13 protein-coding genes and 1 pseudogene are annotated in these 16045 nt (G+C 70.0%); 11 read left to right on the top strand and 3 right to left on the bottom strand.

Annotated features, from left to right (window positions below):
• Together ABZ565_RS04655 and ABZ565_RS04650 are read right to left on the bottom strand one after the other, a co-directional pair.
• A complete protein-coding gene (locus ABZ565_RS04655; RefSeq protein WP_361020401.1) occupies positions 1-945 on the bottom strand; it encodes a sugar ABC transporter permease in 945 nt (314 codons plus the stop codon).
• Positions 942-2258: an extracellular solute-binding protein gene (locus ABZ565_RS04650; protein WP_361020399.1), complete on the bottom strand. Its 1317-nt coding sequence runs from the start codon at positions 2256-2258 to the stop codon at positions 942-944. Before ABZ565_RS04650 ends, ABZ565_RS04655 begins: the two co-directional genes overlap by 4 nt.
• Before the next feature lie 272 nt (positions 2259-2530).
• On the opposite strand from ABZ565_RS04650, the gene ABZ565_RS04645 reads away from it, so the two are divergent.
• The 11 genes and pseudogenes from ABZ565_RS04645 to ABZ565_RS04595 all read left to right on the top strand — a co-directional run bounded on the left by ABZ565_RS04645 (position 2531) and on the right by ABZ565_RS04595 (position 15117).
• Entirely contained in the window at positions 2531-4243 is a 1713-nt protein-coding gene (locus ABZ565_RS04645; protein ID WP_361020397.1) for a class I mannose-6-phosphate isomerase, read from the top strand.
• Positions 4240-5166, top strand: a complete 927-nt coding sequence (locus ABZ565_RS04640; RefSeq protein WP_361020395.1) for an ROK family protein — start codon at positions 4240-4242, stop codon at positions 5164-5166. Before ABZ565_RS04645 ends, ABZ565_RS04640 begins: the two co-directional genes overlap by 4 nt.
• A gap of 55 nt (positions 5167-5221) precedes the next feature.
• Entirely contained in the window at positions 5222-6238 is a 1017-nt protein-coding gene (locus ABZ565_RS04635) for a LacI family DNA-binding transcriptional regulator (protein WP_361020393.1), read from the top strand.
• A 69-nt stretch (positions 6239-6307) separates the two neighbouring features.
• Positions 6308-9373 (top strand): glycoside hydrolase family 38 C-terminal domain-containing protein, encoded by a 3066-nt coding sequence (locus ABZ565_RS04630; RefSeq protein WP_361020391.1) that lies wholly within the window; start codon positions 6308-6310, stop codon positions 9371-9373.
• A gap of 204 nt (positions 9374-9577) precedes the next feature.
• Entirely contained in the window at positions 9578-9853 is a 276-nt protein-coding gene (locus ABZ565_RS04625) for a hypothetical protein (protein WP_361020389.1), read from the top strand.
• Between the two features lie 114 nt (positions 9854-9967).
• Positions 9968-10618, top strand: a pseudogene (locus ABZ565_RS04620) (NAD(P)-dependent oxidoreductase); the annotation flags it as partial.
• Between the two features lie 70 nt (positions 10619-10688).
• Positions 10689-11051 carry a MerR family transcriptional regulator gene (locus tag ABZ565_RS04615; protein ID WP_361020387.1) on the top strand — a complete coding sequence of 121 codons (363 nt, stop codon included), beginning with the start codon at positions 10689-10691 and terminating at the stop codon, positions 11049-11051.
• Positions 11052-11101: 50 nt separating this feature from the next.
• On the top strand, positions 11102-12118 hold the full coding sequence (locus ABZ565_RS04610; protein WP_361020385.1) for a zinc-binding dehydrogenase: 1017 nt from the start codon (positions 11102-11104) through the stop codon (positions 12116-12118).
• A gap of 303 nt (positions 12119-12421) precedes the next feature.
• On the top strand, positions 12422-12910 hold the full coding sequence (locus tag ABZ565_RS04605) for a DUF6281 family protein (RefSeq protein WP_361020383.1): 489 nt from the start codon (positions 12422-12424) through the stop codon (positions 12908-12910).
• Between the two features lie 444 nt (positions 12911-13354).
• Positions 13355-13858: a lamin tail domain-containing protein gene (locus tag ABZ565_RS04600; RefSeq protein WP_361020381.1), complete on the top strand. Its 504-nt coding sequence runs from the start codon at positions 13355-13357 to the stop codon at positions 13856-13858.
• A gap of 377 nt (positions 13859-14235) precedes the next feature.
• Positions 14236-15117, top strand: a complete 882-nt coding sequence (locus ABZ565_RS04595) for a hypothetical protein (protein WP_361020379.1) — start codon at positions 14236-14238, stop codon at positions 15115-15117.
• 255 nt (positions 15118-15372) lie between these two features.
• Here the strand turns inward: ABZ565_RS04595 and ABZ565_RS04590 are convergent, their stop codons facing one another.
• On the bottom strand, positions 15373-15957 hold the full coding sequence (locus ABZ565_RS04590) for a TetR/AcrR family transcriptional regulator (protein WP_361020377.1): 585 nt from the start codon (positions 15955-15957) through the stop codon (positions 15373-15375).
• Positions 15958-16045 lie beyond the last annotated feature (88 nt).

Below are 16045 nucleotides of genomic sequence, written 5' to 3'. Positions count from 1 at the left end.
TCAGGCGCCTTTCGGAGTGAGCTGGCGCCGCAGATACAGCCAGGAGGCCAGCAGCACGATGACGGTGAGGACGACGGCGACGGCCGCTCCGGCGCCGGGGCGCAGCGCGAGGAAGGTCTCCTGGTACATGGAGACGGCGAGCGTCTCGGAGCTGCGGCCCGGACCGCCCTGGGTGAGGACCCAGATCAGGTCGAACGACTTCAGCCCGTTCACCAGACTGCTGCCGACGACGATCACGGATACGGTCCGCAGCTGCGGCAGGACCACGTACCAGAACTTGCGCAGCCCGTCGGCTCCGTCGAGCGACGCGGCCTCCAGCGTCTCCGGAGGGATGGTCTGCAGACCGACCAGGAAGAGGATCACGGCCACCCCGGTGGCCTGCCAGGTATTGGCGACGATCATGACGAGGGTGTTGCCCGGCCACTCGAGCAGCCAGCCCTGGGCCAGCGATCCCAGCCCCAGCGCGTCGAGCGCCTGGTTGGCCGCCCCGTCCGTGGTCAGGAGGAAGTTCCAGACGACGGCCACGGCCGATCCGGAGATCGCGTACGGCAGGACCACCAGGAGCCGGGCGACCCGGGACCACCCGGAGCCATTCGTCATCACCGCGATGCCGAGCCCCAGGACCAGCGGCAGGACCACCGTGCCGACCACCCACATCAGGGTGTTCTCCACGGACTTCGCCAGAACCGGGTCGCTGAGGAACAGCCCGTAGTTGGTGAACCAGGTGAAGCCGGAGACCCGTCCGTCGCTGAAGAAGCCGCGGTACAGCGTCATCACGAACGGCGTGAGCAGCAGGCCGGCGACGAGCAGGACGGCCGGGGCCAGGAAGCCCGCCGAGGCGAACCGGTCCCTGAGCCCGCGCGAAGACGCACGGGCCGGGGGAGCGGGCGCGGGGGCGGTGGAGGTGTCGGCCCGGGTGCGGCGGGCGTCGAGTGCCGATGTCATGACTCGTCCTTGTTCCACGCGGCCCACTCCTTGGTGGCACGGCTCGCCATGCTGCGTAGCGTCGCCTCGGGCGACATGGCGTGCGTCATGAAGGCTCCGAGGTCATCGGTGTTTCCCTGCATGAGATTGGGCGGTCCCGACTGGCCGTAGCGGGGCAGCTCGGTCCAGTGCTCGTCCAGCGCCCGCTTCCTGAGCCGGGCGAGCACCGGATTGGAGGTGACCGCCTTCGGGTTGGCGGAGCCGTCCTGGAGGAAGTCGGTCCACACTCGCTGGACCGCGGGGTGCAGCCAGTGGCCCGCGTTGGCCATGGCGGCATCGTGCGACACGGCCTTCTCCGGTACGGCGAGCACGCCCGCCTCGGTGATCACGGACCGCCGCGTGGAGGTGTCGACGGGAGGCAGGACGAAGGCGTCGAAGTCCTCGCCGGGCTTCATCCCCGCCGCCGCCAGTCCCTGCGACTGCCAGGAACCGTGCAGGAACATGCCGACCTTGCCCGTCTTCAGCGCGGCCGGACCGTTGTTCTGGTCGAAGTCGGCCGGTGTCATCCAGCCCTTCTTCATGAAGTCCTGCCAGATCTGCATGGCCTTGTGCGCCTGTGGATCGGTGTACCGAGCCCGGCCCGCGATCAGATCCGCGTAGAACACCGGATCGACCTTGCTGATCAGCTCCTCGAACCACTCGTAGGCGGGCCAGTTGCCGCTCTGCGTGGCGACGAACGGAACGACACCGGACTTCTTGAGCACCTCCGCGGTGTGCAGCAGCTCGTCCCAGGTCTCCGGCGCCCGCAGGCCGTACTTGTCGAACACGTGCGTGTTGTAGAAGAGCACGTAGTACGACTGATAGAGGGGCATCCCGTACACCGCGCCCCGGTAGGACATCGCGTCGCGCAGGGACTTCGTCACCCAGCCCTTGCGCTCGTACGCCTCCCACAGCCCCGTCAGGTCGCTGAGGCTGCCGGTGCGGGCGAGCTGCTTCAGGTTGTAGCCCGACTGCCACTTGATCAGGTCGGTCGCTTTGGTCGTCTGCAGGGAGATCTGCGTGACCTGGGTGTACGCGGTCGGGTTCGGGTTGGACAGCGGGCGCAGCGCGTAGCCGGTGAGCTTCTTCAGCTCACGCCCGGCGGCCACGTAGCCGTCGTCCCAGGTCGCGTTGTCGTTGGCCAGGGACGTCGTCCCCGGTTTCGCGGCGGTGCTGTCGCCCCGCGCGCAGCCGCCTGCCAGCGCGGCGGCCGCGCCGGCGCCGAGGCCGGCCAGCACGGTGCGCCGGCGGAGCGGGTGAGACGACCGCTCTGTCGTCTCGCCGGTTGATCTCATGGGCTCACTTCCCTCTGGACCCCGGCGGGGGATCCCTGGCTCCGGTATGCGGTGGGGAGGCCGCCGGAAGCGCCTACGACGTGCGTCGTCGCCTTCCGGGCTGCGAGGATGTTAACGACACCATGAGGCTGAAACAAGAGCCTGGCTGCAGAGAGCTCGGAAAACTGCTGTCAAGCAGTGGATATGTAGGGGCCAGGAGTGCGCGTCTTGATCAGCCTGCGTGTTATCGATACCATGCGGACTGCTTGCCGGTCCCTTCCCCAGGAGCTTCTGTGCACCAGCCCCGTCCCTATGAACGCAACCCGCGGTACGCCGCCACCGGCGGCGCAGTCGTCACCGGCTGGGCCGCCGCCGTCACGGACGTGCCCACGGCGGGCACCGTCCTCGCCCTCGACGGCCCCGCCGCACTCGACTGGGAGCAGGCCGCCGGCTCCCTCGCCGCCGCTCTGCGCGCACGGGGCACGCGGGTCGCGCTGTGCGACGTGCGCGACCTCTGGTCGGCCGAGGCGGTCCAGCGGCTCTGCGTCCCCGGCGCGGACGCCGACCCGTTCTTCCTGCCGCTCGCCGGCTTCTCCATGGACGACCTGTTCGAGACGCCCCCCGTCCAGCCGCGTCCGGAAACCGGTGTCCTGCTCGTCTTCGGCCCCGGCGCCGCGCTCAGCGAGCCCGACCTGCTGTGGTGGGCCGACCTGCCCAAGCGGTACGCGGAAGAGGCCGTCACCCGCGGGGAGCTGCCGCTCGGCGTCAACCTGGGCCGCCCCGGCATCCCCGGTGAGCTGCGCAGCCTCTTCTACACCGACTGGCCCGTCGGCGACCGCCACCGCGACCGCCTGGCGTCCCGCATCGACCGTTGGATCGACCTCCAGGGCGAGAACGGCCCCGCCTCGCTGGACGGTACGGCTGTCCGGGCGACGCTGGCCGCCCTCGCGGCGGGCCCCGTCCGCACCCGCCCGTTCTTCAACTCCACCCCGTGGGGCGGCCAATGGGCGGCCCGCGAGCTCGGCTTCGAGCCCCGCAACGGCAACACGGCCCTCGGCTACGAGCTGATCGCCCCCGAAGCCGGAATCCTGGTCGGCCGGGACGAGACGGCCCAGGTGGAACTGCCCTTCCAACTGCTCTGCGAACTCCACCCCGAGACGTTCCTCGGCCCGGACGTCCACCACCGCTTCGGCACGTCCTTCCCGATCCGCTTCGACTACCTCGACACCGTCGGCGGCGGCAACCTCTCCCTGCACCTGCACCCCCGGGAGCAGTACATGCGGGAGACCTTCGGGTGGCCCTACACCCAGCACGAGACGTACTACGTCACGGCGTGCGACCCCGGCGCGCAGGTCTATCTCGGGCTGCGGGACAGTACGGACGTGACAGTCATGCGTGAGGAGGTCGAGGCGGCCGCCGCGGAGGGAACCCCGCTGCGCGTCGAAGACCATGTCATGGTGCACCCGGCGGACACCGGGCAGCTCTACATGATCCCGGCCGGCACCCCGCACGCCTCCGGTGAGGGCAACCTGGTCCTGGAGATCAGCGCCACCCCCTACCTCTACTCCCTGCGCTTCTACGACTGGCTGCGCAAGGGCGTCTCCGGCGCGCCGAGGCCCCTCTCCTCCGGCCACGCGTTCGCCAACCTCGACACCGCACGGCGCGGCGACGACGTCCTCAAGGAACTCGTGCAGGAGCCGAGGACCTTGCACGAGGGCCAGGGCTGGCGCGAGGAGGTCATCGGCGCACTGCCCGAGATGTTCTACGCGGTGCACCGCTTCGTGATCGAGGGGCCCGAGCCCGCCGAGAGCGACACCGACGGCCGCTTCCACGTCCTCAACGTCTCCTCGGGCGGCGGCGTCGTCGTGGAGACCGACCGTGGAGACCGGCACGACCTGGCCTTCGCCGAAACCCTCACCATCCCCGCGAGCGTGGGCGGTTACCGGCTGCACCCCGTGGGAAGCGACCCCGTGCATGTGGTGAAGTCCCTGGTGACCCCGGCATGAGCCGCGTCCCCGTACTGGAGATCGGCGGCACCCACGTGACGGCCGCCGTCATCGACACGGCCGCCGCGCGGCCCGCCCCCCTGGCCGTGGTTCGGGAGCCGGTCCCCGCCGACGCACCGGCCGGTGAGCTCCTCGACGCGATCGCCGCCGTCGGCGCCCGCGTCAAGGCTCCGAGGGAGGCCCACTGGGGCGTGGCGATACCCGGCCCCTTCGACTACGAAACCGGGATCGGCCGCTTCCGCGGCATCGGCAAGTTCGAGTCGCTGGACGGCGTCGACGTGGGAGCCGGACTGCTCGTCCGGCTCCCAGGAGCCCCGCGCCGCATCAGCTTCGTCAATGACGCGGACGCGTTCGCCCTGGGCGAGTACCGGGCGGGCGCGGCGGCAGGGCGGCGCCGGGTCCTGTGCATCACGCTGGGGACCGGTGTCGGCTCCTCGTTCCTGGACGGCGGACGGCCGGTGGCCGACGGCCCCGACGTACCGCCCGGCGGCCGCGCCCACCGGCTCACCATCGACGGACTCCCTCTGGAGGAGGTGGTCTCGCGACGGGCGATCCGCAGGTTCCACGCCGACGCCGCGGACCTGCCCGACGACGGTCGTCTCCCCGACGTGCACGAGATCGCCGACGCGGCCCGGGCCGGCGACGCGCCCGCCCGGCACACGATCCGGCATTGCTTCGGCGCCTTGGGACGGGCCCTCGCGCCCTGGTGCGAGCGGTTCCGCCCGGACCTGATGGTCGTCGGCGGATCGATGGCCGGCTCCTGGGACCTCGTCGGGCCCGCAGTCCGCGAGGGCTTCGAGTCGTGGGCCCCGGGGTCGGCGCCCCCGGCCGTGACGGCGCTGCGCCCGGCCGACGCCCCTCTGCTCGGCGCCGCTCACTGGGCCCTGCACAGGGCGGCCGGCGCCCTTTCGGTGCGGACCTAGAATGACCGCGTTCCCGATCCACAGGCCCCTTCACGAACCCGCAGGAGAACCGCACATGGCACAGCACCGCGCGGGCGACACCGGCGCCCCGACGATGCGCGACGTGGCCGCGAGCGCCGGCGTCAGTGCCATGACCGTCTCCCGCGTGCTCAAGGACGACGCCCGGGTCAGCGACAGCACACGGGAACGCGTCCTGTCCGCCGTCGAGGCACTCGGCTACCGGCGCAACGAGACGGCACGCAGCCTGCGGCTGGGCGGAAGCGGGATGATCGGCCTGGTCGTCACCAACCTCGCCAACCCGTTCTACTCGCGCCTGGCGCTCGGCGTGCAGGAAGTGGCGTCCGAGCACGGCCTGCGAGTGCTGCTCAGCAACACCGCCGAGCAGGTCGACAAGGAGCGCGGGCTCGTCGAGGACCTGGCGGCCCGTCAAGTCGACGGCATGATCGTGGTCCCGGCGGGCAGCAGCCACCGGCACCTCGGACCCGTGGCGCTGCGCGGCATGCCGATCGTCCTGGCCTCCCGGCCCCCCGCCGGAATGGACGCCGACTGCGTGCTGGTCGACGACTTCGGCGGCGCCGAACAGGCCGTGGAACAGCTGATCGCGGACGGCCACCGCCGCATCGGCTTCCTCGGCAATCCGCCCGCCCTCTACACCGGAGCGGAGCGGTTCCGCGGCTACTGGGCGGCCCACGAAGCGGCCGGGATCGAACCCACCGAGACTCACGTACGGCGTGGCCTCACCGACGTACCCACCGCCGAGGCCGCCGCACGCGCGCTCCTCGACGCCCCCGACGCGCCGACGGCGCTCTTCTGCACCAACAACCGGCTGACGCAGGGCGCCATCCGCGCCGTGCATGGACTCGGCCGCCCGGTCGCGCTCGCCGGCTTCGACGACTTCGACCTGGCCGACGTCCTCGGCCTGCCCCTGACGATCGTCTCGTACGACGCCGACGAGATCGGCCGGCGGGCGGGTCAGATGCTGATCGACCGGATCCACGGCCCGTCCGCCGAGCCGATCCCGGCGCGCCGGACCGTCGTACCCACCCACGTCATCCGCTACGGGACGCGCTGACCCGGACCCCGCCGCCACCTCCACGGCACCGGTCTGCCCTCTCGCCCCGCCCTCCCCTCCGGAGCACTCATGCACCACGACCGAACCGTCACCGAACGCAGGCTCGCCCGTGTACTCGACCTGCGCCTGCGGCCCGCCGTGTACCGCGAGAGCCTTCCTCTCGACATCGCGGCCTGGAGGGTCACCGGTGAACCCGTGCCCGTGTCCGAGGGAATCGACGCGCCCTACGCACCGGTGCGCGTGGGCGACCCGTGGGGGCCCGCCTGGTCCACCACCTGGTTCCGGATCAGCGGCACCGTGCCCACCGGATGGGCCGGGCAGCGCGTCGAAGCGGTCCTCGACCTCGGTTTCGGCTCCACCCAGCCCGGCTTCTCCGCCGAGGGCCTCGTGTACCGCCCCGACGGAAGCCCGGTCAAGGCACTCAACCCCCGCAACGCGTGGCTGCCCATCGCCGAACGGGCTGATGGCGGCGAGAAATTCGTCTACTACATCGAGGCGGCGGCGAACCCGGTCATCTTCGACTCGGGAAGCGGGGGCGACCCCTTCGTGCCCACCCGGGCCGGCGGAGTCCCCCCGTGGATGAGCGGCGACACCACGCCGGACACACCGCTTTACCGCCTCAGCCGGATGGACCTCGCCGTCTTCGACTCCACCGTCTGGGAACTCGTACAGGACCTGGACGTCCTGTCCGGGCTGATGCACCAACTGCCCGAGGACTCCACCCGACGCTGGCAGCTGGTGCACACCGTGGACCGCGCCCTGGACGCGATCGACCTCCAGGACATCGGAGGAACGGCCGCGCGGGCACGCGAGGTGCTCGCCCCCGCACTCGCCGCCCCCGCGCACGCGGGGGCGCACCGCGTCTCCGCCGTGGGCCACGCGCACATCGACACCGCCTGGCTCTGGCCCGTACGGGAGACCGTCCGCAAGGCGGCCAGAACCGTCGCCAACGTCACCGCGCTGATGGACGATCACCCCGGGTTCCGCTTCGTCATGTCCCAGGCCCAGCAACTCGCCTGGCTCAAGGAACAGCGGCCCGAGGTGTTCGCCCGTGTCGTCGAGAAGGTGCGCACGGGGCAGTTCATCCCCACGGGCAGCCTCTGGATCGAACCCGACACCAACCTCTCCGGCGGCGAGTCCCTTGTGCGCCAGTTCGTCCATGGAAAGCGTTTCTACCTCGAGGAATTCGGTGTCGAGACCGAGGACATGTGGCTGCCCGACACGTTCGGTTACAACGCGGCCCTGCCGCAGCTCATGAAGCTGGCCGGCATCAAGTGGTTCCTCACCCAGAAGATCTCCTGGAACGCCACCAACCCCTTCCCGCACCACACCTTCTGGTGGGAGGGCATCGACGGAACCCGCGTCTTCAGCCACTTCCCGCCCGTCGACTCCTACAACGGAGACCTCTCCGGCGCCGACATCGGACACACCGAGCGCAACTTCCGGGACAAGGGCGCGGCCAACCGCTCCCTCGTCCCCTTCGGGTACGGAGACGGGGGCGGCGGCCCCACCCGCGAGATGCTGGCGCGGGCCCGGAGGCTGGAGGACCTGGAGGGCTCGGCCCGCATCACGATGGAGGGGCCGGCGGAGTTCTTCACCAAGGCCCAGGGGGAGTACCCCGAGGCGCCCGTGTGGGTGGGCGAGCTGTACCTGGAACTGCACCGGGGCACCCTCACCAGCCAGCTCGCCACCAAGCAGGGAAACCGGCGCAGCGAACACCTCCTCAGGGAAGCCGAGTTGTGGTCCGCGACGGCAACACTGCGAACCGGCCTGCCCTATCCGTACGAACTGCTCGACCGGGTGTGGAAGGCGGTACTGCTCCACCAGTTCCACGACATCCTTCCCGGCACCTCGATCGCCTGGGTGCACCGCGAGGCCGAGACGGTCTACGCCGAGATCGCCCGGGAACTCGGCGAGGTCATCGACTCCGCCCAACGCACCCTCGCGGCAGCCGGTGCGGAGGGGACGGCCGGCGAAACCGTGTTCAACGCCGCACCGCACACCCGCGACGGCATACCCGCGCTCGGCGCGTCCCCCCGCGCGCGGGCCGCGCGCCCGGTCGAGCCCAGCCCCGTCCAGGACGGCGGACTCGTCCTGGACAACGGTCTCGTACGCGTCACGGTGGACACCCGCGGGCTGGTCACCTCCGCGTACGACCTGACCGCCGGACGTGAGGCGCTCGCTCCCGGCATGGTCGGAAACCTCCTCCAACTGCACCAGGACTTCCCGAACCAGTGGGACGCCTGGGACGTCGACGCCTTCTACCGCAACACTGTCCGCGACCTGACCGAGGCGGACGAGGTCGTCGCCGTCCCCGGAGGCATCCGGGTGGTACGAAGGTTCAACGCCTCGCGCATCACCCAGGTGCTGCGCCTCGGCGAGGACAGCCGCCGCCTCGACATCGAGACCGACGTCGACTGGCAGGAGTGCGAGAAGATCCTCAAGGCCGCCTTCCCGCTCGACCTCCGGGCGGCGGAGTCCATCGCCGAGATCCCCTTCGGCCATGTCCGCCGCCCCACCCACACCAACACCTCGTGGGACAGCGCCCGATTCGAGATCTGCGCCCACCGCTACCTGCACATCGAGGAGCCCGGCTGGGGGGCGGTCCTCGTGAACGATTCCAGCTACGGCCACGACGTCACGAGGGACATGCGCCCCGACGGCGGAACCACCACGACCGCACGGCTCTCACTCCTGCGCGCGCCCCTCTTCCCGGACCCCGACTGCGACCGGGGCGAGCACCGCCTGCGCTACGGACTGGTCATCGGCGCCGGGCTACAGGACGCGGTCCGCGAGGGATACCACTTCAACCTCCCCGAGCGCGTCGTACCCGGCGGAGCGCCGGTCGAACCTCTGGTCCGGCTGCTCGACGAGACCACGGCCGACGTCGTCATCGAGACGGTCAAGCTCGCAGACGACCGCTCGGGCCGCGTCATCGTCCGCCTCTACGAAGCCGGCGGCGGACGCGCCAGGACCACACTGCGGACCGGCTTCCCCCTGGCCTCCGCGCACATCACGGACCTCCTCGAACGCGAACTGACGGACGAGCCCGCGCCGGGGGTGGAGGGCCGGGACGTGCAGCTGTCCCTGCGCCCGTTCCAGATCCTGACCCTGTGCCTGACTCCGGGGGAATGAGGACGCCGATGCGGGGGAGGGCGGCTCGGTGGGTCGCACCACCCGAATGGAGCATTCCCTTCGATGGTGAAAGTCGTTGGGAAATCTGGAATCCCGAAACGATCACGATCGAGCACTGCGCCGGCCACCCCTGCGCAACGCCCTACACATCCGTCGCAACAGAACGGTGGGGGCCGGGGGTGTCGCGGCTGTAGGAGGTACGCAATGCGCGCGCTGCTGGAGAGCTTCTTCGACACCATGGACGAGCTGCGTGTCGACTTCGGTCGACGCATGGAGGAAATCGAGAGAGGGGCTCGGTCCGCTCCGACGTCGAGCACCCACGCAGAAAGCGGGCACATTCCGCACCCGGACCAGTTCGAGGAGATTCGGTACCCGCTCGGGCTGCGACCGCTCTGGACCAACGATCACCTGTCGGCTGCGCCCGTGAATGGCGGCGAGGGGAAACGTTTTCCCGGCCCGACTCGACCCGGTCTCCGATGAGCCGCCCCAAGCAGAAGGCATCGTTTACGTGACTGGGTGGCAGGCAGGAACGATTCGTCGTGACCGGACCGTGGGATCACGCTCGTGCGGTCAAGAGTCGCCGGGGGTAACCGGGCCATGTACGACATCCTCGACCGCGCCACCGCAACGCCCGCCGGCCGGGCGCTGGTCAATCTGAGCTCCGACACTCCCGACCGCACACGTGAGGCAGCATCCTGGGCAGCGGGCCACGACGCCGCATTCCTCGCCGGTGGTGTCATGGTCCCGGCCCCGATGGTCGGCACGGAGGCGGCCCCTGTCTATTACAGCGGCCCCGGCGAGGTCATGGAGAGCCACCGGCCGACTTTGGCACTGCTCGGCACACCGAGGTATCTCGGCGAGGATCCAGGTCTCGCGCAGATGATGTACCAAGCCCAGCTCGCGGTATTCCTCACCACCCTGTCCTCGCTGATGCACGCCATCGCGATGCTGGGCACCGCGGGAATGAGGGCCGAGGAGGCATTGCCGGAGTTGCTCCTGTTCGCCGACTCGATCGACGCCATGCTCAGGGCTGGTGCGGCGAATCCCGGCGCGGCGCTGGATTCCGGAGAGCACCCCGGTGACCTGAGCACGGTCACCATGATGGGCGCGACGGCCGACCACATCGTCGAAACCAGCACGTCACTCGGCCTCGACCTCGCGCTCCCCCTGGCCGTGCAGGCCCATGACCGGCGCGCGATCGAGGACGGACACGGCGGTGACAACTGGACCCGCATCATCGACGGCACCGAAAGCCGCGCCGAGAGGGCCGTTGACGCCCGGAAGCTTCGGGCGCCCCCGGACGTTGCCGTCAGGTATGAGGATCAGCGAAGCAGCCGGTGCCAGCGGCGTGAGCGCGAGGTCGTTGCGGTACTACGAGGACGAGGGCCTGATCGTCCCCGGGCGGATCAGCAACGGATACCGCGACTACTGCCAGTCGACCATCGACCGGGTTCTGGTCATCCGCTCGCTGCTGGATTCCGGACTGCCCGTGCGGTTGATCAGAGAGTTCCTGCCCCACCTCACGGATGGCGCCGACGGCGACTCGGGGGTGCCGCGCGCGGAGTTCGTACGCGAGGTGCAGAGCTACCGCGATCGGCTCGCGGGCCGCATCGCCGATCTCAGCGCTCAGCGGTCCGCGCTCGACGCGTACCTGCGGGAGGCCCGCCGCCCCGGTTGACGACCGCTGCTTGACCTTGACGTGTGTGTGAAGCTTCTACGTTTCCGGGCATGGAGATCAATGAGCAGCAGCACACCGCCGAACCCACGATGCGGGCTCTGATTCAGCACTCCCACGATGGCCCGAGGGACCTGCGCCTCACCGCTGAGAGCCGCCGTCCCACCCCGGGCCCGGGCGAGTACCTGATCCGAGTCGGCGCCGCCGGAATCAACTTCGCTGACGTGCTGCAGACCCGGGGAACCTACGGCAGCGGGCCGCAGGCACCGTACCCGGCAGGGTTCGAAGCCACCGGGGAGATCGTGGCAGCCGGACAGGGCGTTGCGGAACCCCTTGTTCTCGGCAGCCACGTGGTCGGAGCCGGGCCGGGCGCCTTCGCGCAGTACATGACGATGCCGGCCGCGCAGGTACTTCCCGTCCCGCCCGGCTGGTCGGACGCACAAGCCCTCGGGCTGGTGCTGAACTGGGCTACGGCGCTCGCGGCGTTGAAGCCGTTGGGCGAGGCCGAGGCGGGTGAGACGGTTCTCATCCATGCCGCGGCCGGCGGTGTGGGTCAGGCCGCGGTCCGTCTCGCCCGCCACTACGGAGCGCGGGTGATCGCCACGGCCTCAGCGGCCAAACACGACACCGTCGCCGCGCTCGGCGCCGACGCGGTCCTGGACAGCGCGCGTCCTGACCTCGCCGCGGAGATCACTCGGCTGACCGGCGGAGTGGACGTGGTGCTGGAGTCCGTGGGGCAGGCCACCTTCCCGGTCAGCCTGGCGGTCACCAAGCCGTTCATCGGACGGGTGGTCGTCTTCGGCGCCGCTTCCGGTGAGGCCGTCCTGACCACCCACGATCTGGTCTTCACCCACCGGGTGCAGGTCAAGGGCTTGCACATCGGGGCGCTGGCAGCCGCGGTCCCGGCTGTCTACCGAGGCCTGCTCACCGAGCTCGAGGCCCTCATCGCCAACGGTGTCTATCCACCGGGCGCCCCTCAGCTGCACCCCCTGGCCGATGGGCCGGGAGTGCTACGGGACCTCGAAGCGGGTACCACCCGGGGCAAGCACGCCCTCGACCCCTGGCGCTAGGCCGTATACGGATGTTGCGGGCCATGAGGTTGGTCTGGAAGCCGAGTTTGGCTACAGCGACGAGTAGCTGTTCCCTCCCTCGGGGGGAGATGGCCTGCCCCTCGTCGGCTCGGCTGCCGTGGCTGTGGTTCCGACGGCGGGATCGCCCGAGACACGCGCCCTGGCGAGACACGCGCCCGCCGATGAGACGTACCCGAGGGTAACCCCGCCGCATCGGATGCGCGCACCGCTCGGAAGGAACGCGCACCAAGGGAACGCAATCCGGGTCGCTTACGTCGAACGGCGGAACACAAGGGCCTCACCATGGGCACGGTCTCATTCCCGTGTCCAGCGATGGCGAGGTCACTCGGCGAAGAAGAGGCACCTCTCTTCTTCGCGGCATCCACTGAGGGGGGAATGATGAGCTGGACCAGGCGATCCGCGGGCTTGCTGGTGGCGGCGGTCATGGTGATGTCAGTGGCCGCGTGTACGGCCGGCGGCGGGGGCGAGGGGGAGGCATCCTGCGCCAATCTGTACACCTACCAGGACAGGTCGTATCTGGACGTGGCTCCGCACGTGAAGTTCACACTCGGGAACAAGCTCGGCAGCGCGACCCAAACCCCGTGCGACGACACCGGCGGCCAGGATGAGAGCGAGGCGGAGGTTCGGACGGAGAATGCTTACGCAATAGACGGCATCTCTCCCAAGGTGGCCATCGCCATTGGGGACACACCGGAGACAGCGGCGCTTTTCGCCGTTCGCTCGGGTGATGAGGTCCCGTCCGAGGTGCAGAAACTGATCGACGGCTCCTGATCTGAAACGCGGGGTTCGATGTGGTCCCCCCCGCACGCCACATCGAACCCCGCGCAGCGAACTGGGCAGTCACGTAACGGCTGTTCGCCGCATCGTCGTCCAACTGCGCCCGGGCAGCACGCTCACAGTCCTCGTCGTCGCGGCGGTGCGCACACAGAACGACATGTCCACAACGGGTTCGACCGATCCATCGTGACGGTGCCCGCCGCCTTGCCCCGACCTCCACCAGCCATGTCTCCCCCGGATTGTCGCCTCCTCGACCCGGATGCCGGTGGCCGGGGCCCGGGCATACGCATCCCGTGGTTTCCGCCGCGGAGCGCTCGGGGCGGCTTCACGCGGCCATGTCGCACATGATTTCCCCCGGACATCTTCACCTGATAGTCATATGTGTCGGTAGGCTCCGGGGCGCTGCATCCGCACATCCGCACCACAGAGGGGGGCCTCATGCGTATTCGTCATGCCCTGACCGCTGCCGTAACCGGCGCTTCGGTCGTTTCGCTCGGTCTCGTCGTCGGGGCACCGGCCCACGCGGCCGAGTACTCCTCGGTCCTGAAGATCAAGGGCGTTCAGTACGACGCTCCGGGCCGTGACTCCAACAAGTGCTCGGGCGGCAACGCCGCAAGCGAGTACCTGACGATCAAGAACTACTCGCGCACCACGACGGTCAACCTCAAGGGCTACGTCGTCAAGGACGCCACCGGGAACAAGTTCACGTTCACCAAGTCCCACACGCTGCAGCCCGGCGACTACGTCAAGCTTCGCGGGAACCGCGGCACCGACTCCGACGCCAAGAACGTCGTCTACCGCCAGAACTGCAACTTCATATGGAACAACGACAAGGACACCATCTACCTCTACAAGCCTTCCGGCGCCCGTGCCGACGTGCACGCCTACACCAAGAAGTCCAACGATCGCGACGGTAACGGCTACATCACCTACCACGGGTAACGCCCGCCGGAGCCGTTGCGTGCAGTGACGGCGGGCGATGGCCACCGCAGTGCGGGGAGCCCCCAACGGGCTTCCCGCCCTGGACGGCGTCCTCCGGTGCGGGCCGACTCGGCGGCGCCGGAAGGACCGCACGGGCGTTAGTCACGCCGGTGACAGACACTTCCGTTGGCGCACCCGGCCCCTGGCGCGCGCTCACTTCGACCGGCGGCGTCGAGCGTGGAGTCCGGCTTTCGTGGCTGTCCGGTCTCTGCTTCAACCGTGCGGCACCAGTGCATGTGCTCCTTGACCTCCTGGATGCCGGCGAACCCGGGCATTAATGGCGTGCGGACCTGTCCCCCGACGTTCTGGATGCGGCAGTCGTACACACTTCGAGACGGGTGCGCGCCACAGCTGCCGAATGCGGACACCTCTCCGAGAAGCAGTGGCGGCGGCTGATCGCCAGTGCGCAGAGTCCGCACGAGCGAGAACTGCTCACGGAATTCGCGGAACAGGAGCGGTCGGCACGACGGCTCGCGCGTGGCGGCCCCGGCATCGGGCGCGCTCCGTACCCCGATGCCACACCGCCTGCGACACCCGACGAGATCGAGGCCGCAGCCGCTGAAGCACCCGATGTCGATCCCTACCGTCAAACGACCGGGCTCTGGTGGGCCGGCGCCCTCCACGACGACGCCGAAGCCATGCGCCGTCTCGCGGCCTCGCCGAAACTGCTCGTGCGCCGCAGCGTCGCACGGGCACCCCGCCTCCCCGAGGACGTGGTCGGCTTGCTCGCCCGGGATGAGGACCGCGTTGTACGGCTGTTCCTCGCCGAGTCCTGTGATGACGCGCCGCCGGAGATGCTTCTCGAGGTCGCATCCTGGTGGGACGGCAGCCTCTCCTTCCCCGGCCGGCCGCGCAGTCACCCGAACTTCCCGCGCGACGGCCTGCTGCGCTACGCAACCGGCCCGAACCCGCGCCTCCGGGCTCTCGCACTCGACGTCCCTACGGCCACGGATTCCCTGATCGAGCAACTAAGCCTGGACGCAGACCCGTTCGTTCGCATGGCCGCCGGTGAGAACCGCCGGCTCTCGCCGGGCTCCTTGCGCCGCCTCGCCGCCGATCCGGACCAGGCCGTGCGCCGGCGTGCCTGGCAGAACCCGTCCCTTCCGCCGGACGCGCTCGTGAAACTCCTGCTCGACGCACACAGCGCCGGACATGCCGCCCACAACCCGCTCATCCCGATCGCCGTCATGCGCCGCATGGCCGCCCTCGGATGCCATTGAACTCGCCGACGGACGCAGCCGGGTCGCGGTGACCGCGAAGGGCCGAGCGCGGCAAGACGTGCCGTTACCGGCCAGTTCCGTACTCGACTGCGGCATCCGGGCAGTCGGCGGCCCTGGGGCCTCGGCGCCGGGCCCCGTGAGTGATGCGGGGCACGGCCGGCTGCGGGGCACGGCCGGCTGCGGGGCCAGGCGTTCGGACGCAGGCCGCGCAGGATGACGTCGATGAGCCGGTCGATGGCAGAAGGTGCTACCTGACTAGCCGTTCACCATCGCGGCCACCAGGCGCGCCATGGCCGGCCGGGGATCCGGTGTGTCGGGCCAGCCGGTCATGAGGAGATGGTGGGCAGTGCCGACGATGGCGAGGGCCACAGTGTCCGGGGCGATGGACTCGGCCACCCGGCCGAGCCCTTGCTCGGTCTTCAGATAGCCGGTGATGGCCTCCTGAAACGCGGTGAAGCCGGGCGCCCCGCCCTCGAGGGACTCGCGGATGCGCAGCGCGGCGGCGGGACGGGTCATGGCCAGCCCCGAGATGGCGGGACCGCCCGAGTCGAACAGCGCGAAGGCGACGGCTTCGAGGTTCTGCGCCACCGTGCCATGCCCGACGAGCCTCGACAGTGCCTGCGCCTTCGCCGCCGTCCGCGCGAACCGGTCGAGACAGAGCGCGGCCACGAACTCGTCGAGCCCTGCGAAGTGCGTATGCAGCAGGCCCTTGGCGCAGCCCGCTTCGGTCGTGATCGACCGGCTGGTGAGTGCGCCGGGGCCATCCCTCTCCACAACGCGCTCGGCGGCCGCGAACAGCCGCTCGCGAACATCCGGCGTCGCTACTCCGCGTGGTGACATGGGCCCCTCCCTCCGTTCCGGCTCTGCCGCCCTCAAAGAGCACAACCGCTCCGATGGTAACGGGGATTGCCAGTTTGGGTACACGCCC

Origin of the sequence: Streptomyces sp. NPDC016469 (assembly GCF_040632905.1) — a bacterium.
In the GTDB taxonomy this organism is placed as follows: Bacteria; Actinomycetota; Actinomycetes; order Streptomycetales; family Streptomycetaceae; genus Streptomyces.
This window is presented reverse-complemented; position numbering and strand designations above follow the sequence as displayed.

Excerpts from the sequence above, each read along its gene's own strand:
- ABZ565_RS04655 (WP_361020401.1), bottom strand. The coding sequence starts at position 945 with ATGACATCGGCACTCGACGCCCGCCGCACCCGGGCCGACACCTCCACC.
- ABZ565_RS04650 (WP_361020399.1), bottom strand. The coding sequence starts at position 2,258 with ATGAGATCAACCGGCGAGACGACAGAGCGGTCGTCTCACCCGCTCCGC.
- ABZ565_RS04640 (WP_361020395.1), top strand. The coding sequence starts at position 4,240 with ATGAGCCGCGTCCCCGTACTGGAGATCGGCGGCACCCACGTGACGGCC.
- ABZ565_RS04635 (WP_361020393.1), top strand. The coding sequence starts at position 5,222 with ATGGCACAGCACCGCGCGGGCGACACCGGCGCCCCGACGATGCGCGAC.
- ABZ565_RS04630 (WP_361020391.1), top strand. The coding sequence starts at position 6,308 with ATGCACCACGACCGAACCGTCACCGAACGCAGGCTCGCCCGTGTACTC.
- ABZ565_RS04625 (WP_361020389.1), top strand. The coding sequence starts at position 9,578 with ATGCGCGCGCTGCTGGAGAGCTTCTTCGACACCATGGACGAGCTGCGT.
- ABZ565_RS04615 (WP_361020387.1), top strand. The coding sequence starts at position 10,689 with ATGAGGATCAGCGAAGCAGCCGGTGCCAGCGGCGTGAGCGCGAGGTCG.
- ABZ565_RS04610 (WP_361020385.1), top strand. The coding sequence starts at position 11,102 with ATGGAGATCAATGAGCAGCAGCACACCGCCGAACCCACGATGCGGGCT.
- ABZ565_RS04605 (WP_361020383.1), top strand. The coding sequence starts at position 12,422 with ATGGGCACGGTCTCATTCCCGTGTCCAGCGATGGCGAGGTCACTCGGC.
- ABZ565_RS04600 (WP_361020381.1), top strand. The coding sequence starts at position 13,355 with ATGCGTATTCGTCATGCCCTGACCGCTGCCGTAACCGGCGCTTCGGTC.
- ABZ565_RS04590 (WP_361020377.1), bottom strand. The coding sequence starts at position 15,957 with ATGTCACCACGCGGAGTAGCGACGCCGGATGTTCGCGAGCGGCTGTTC.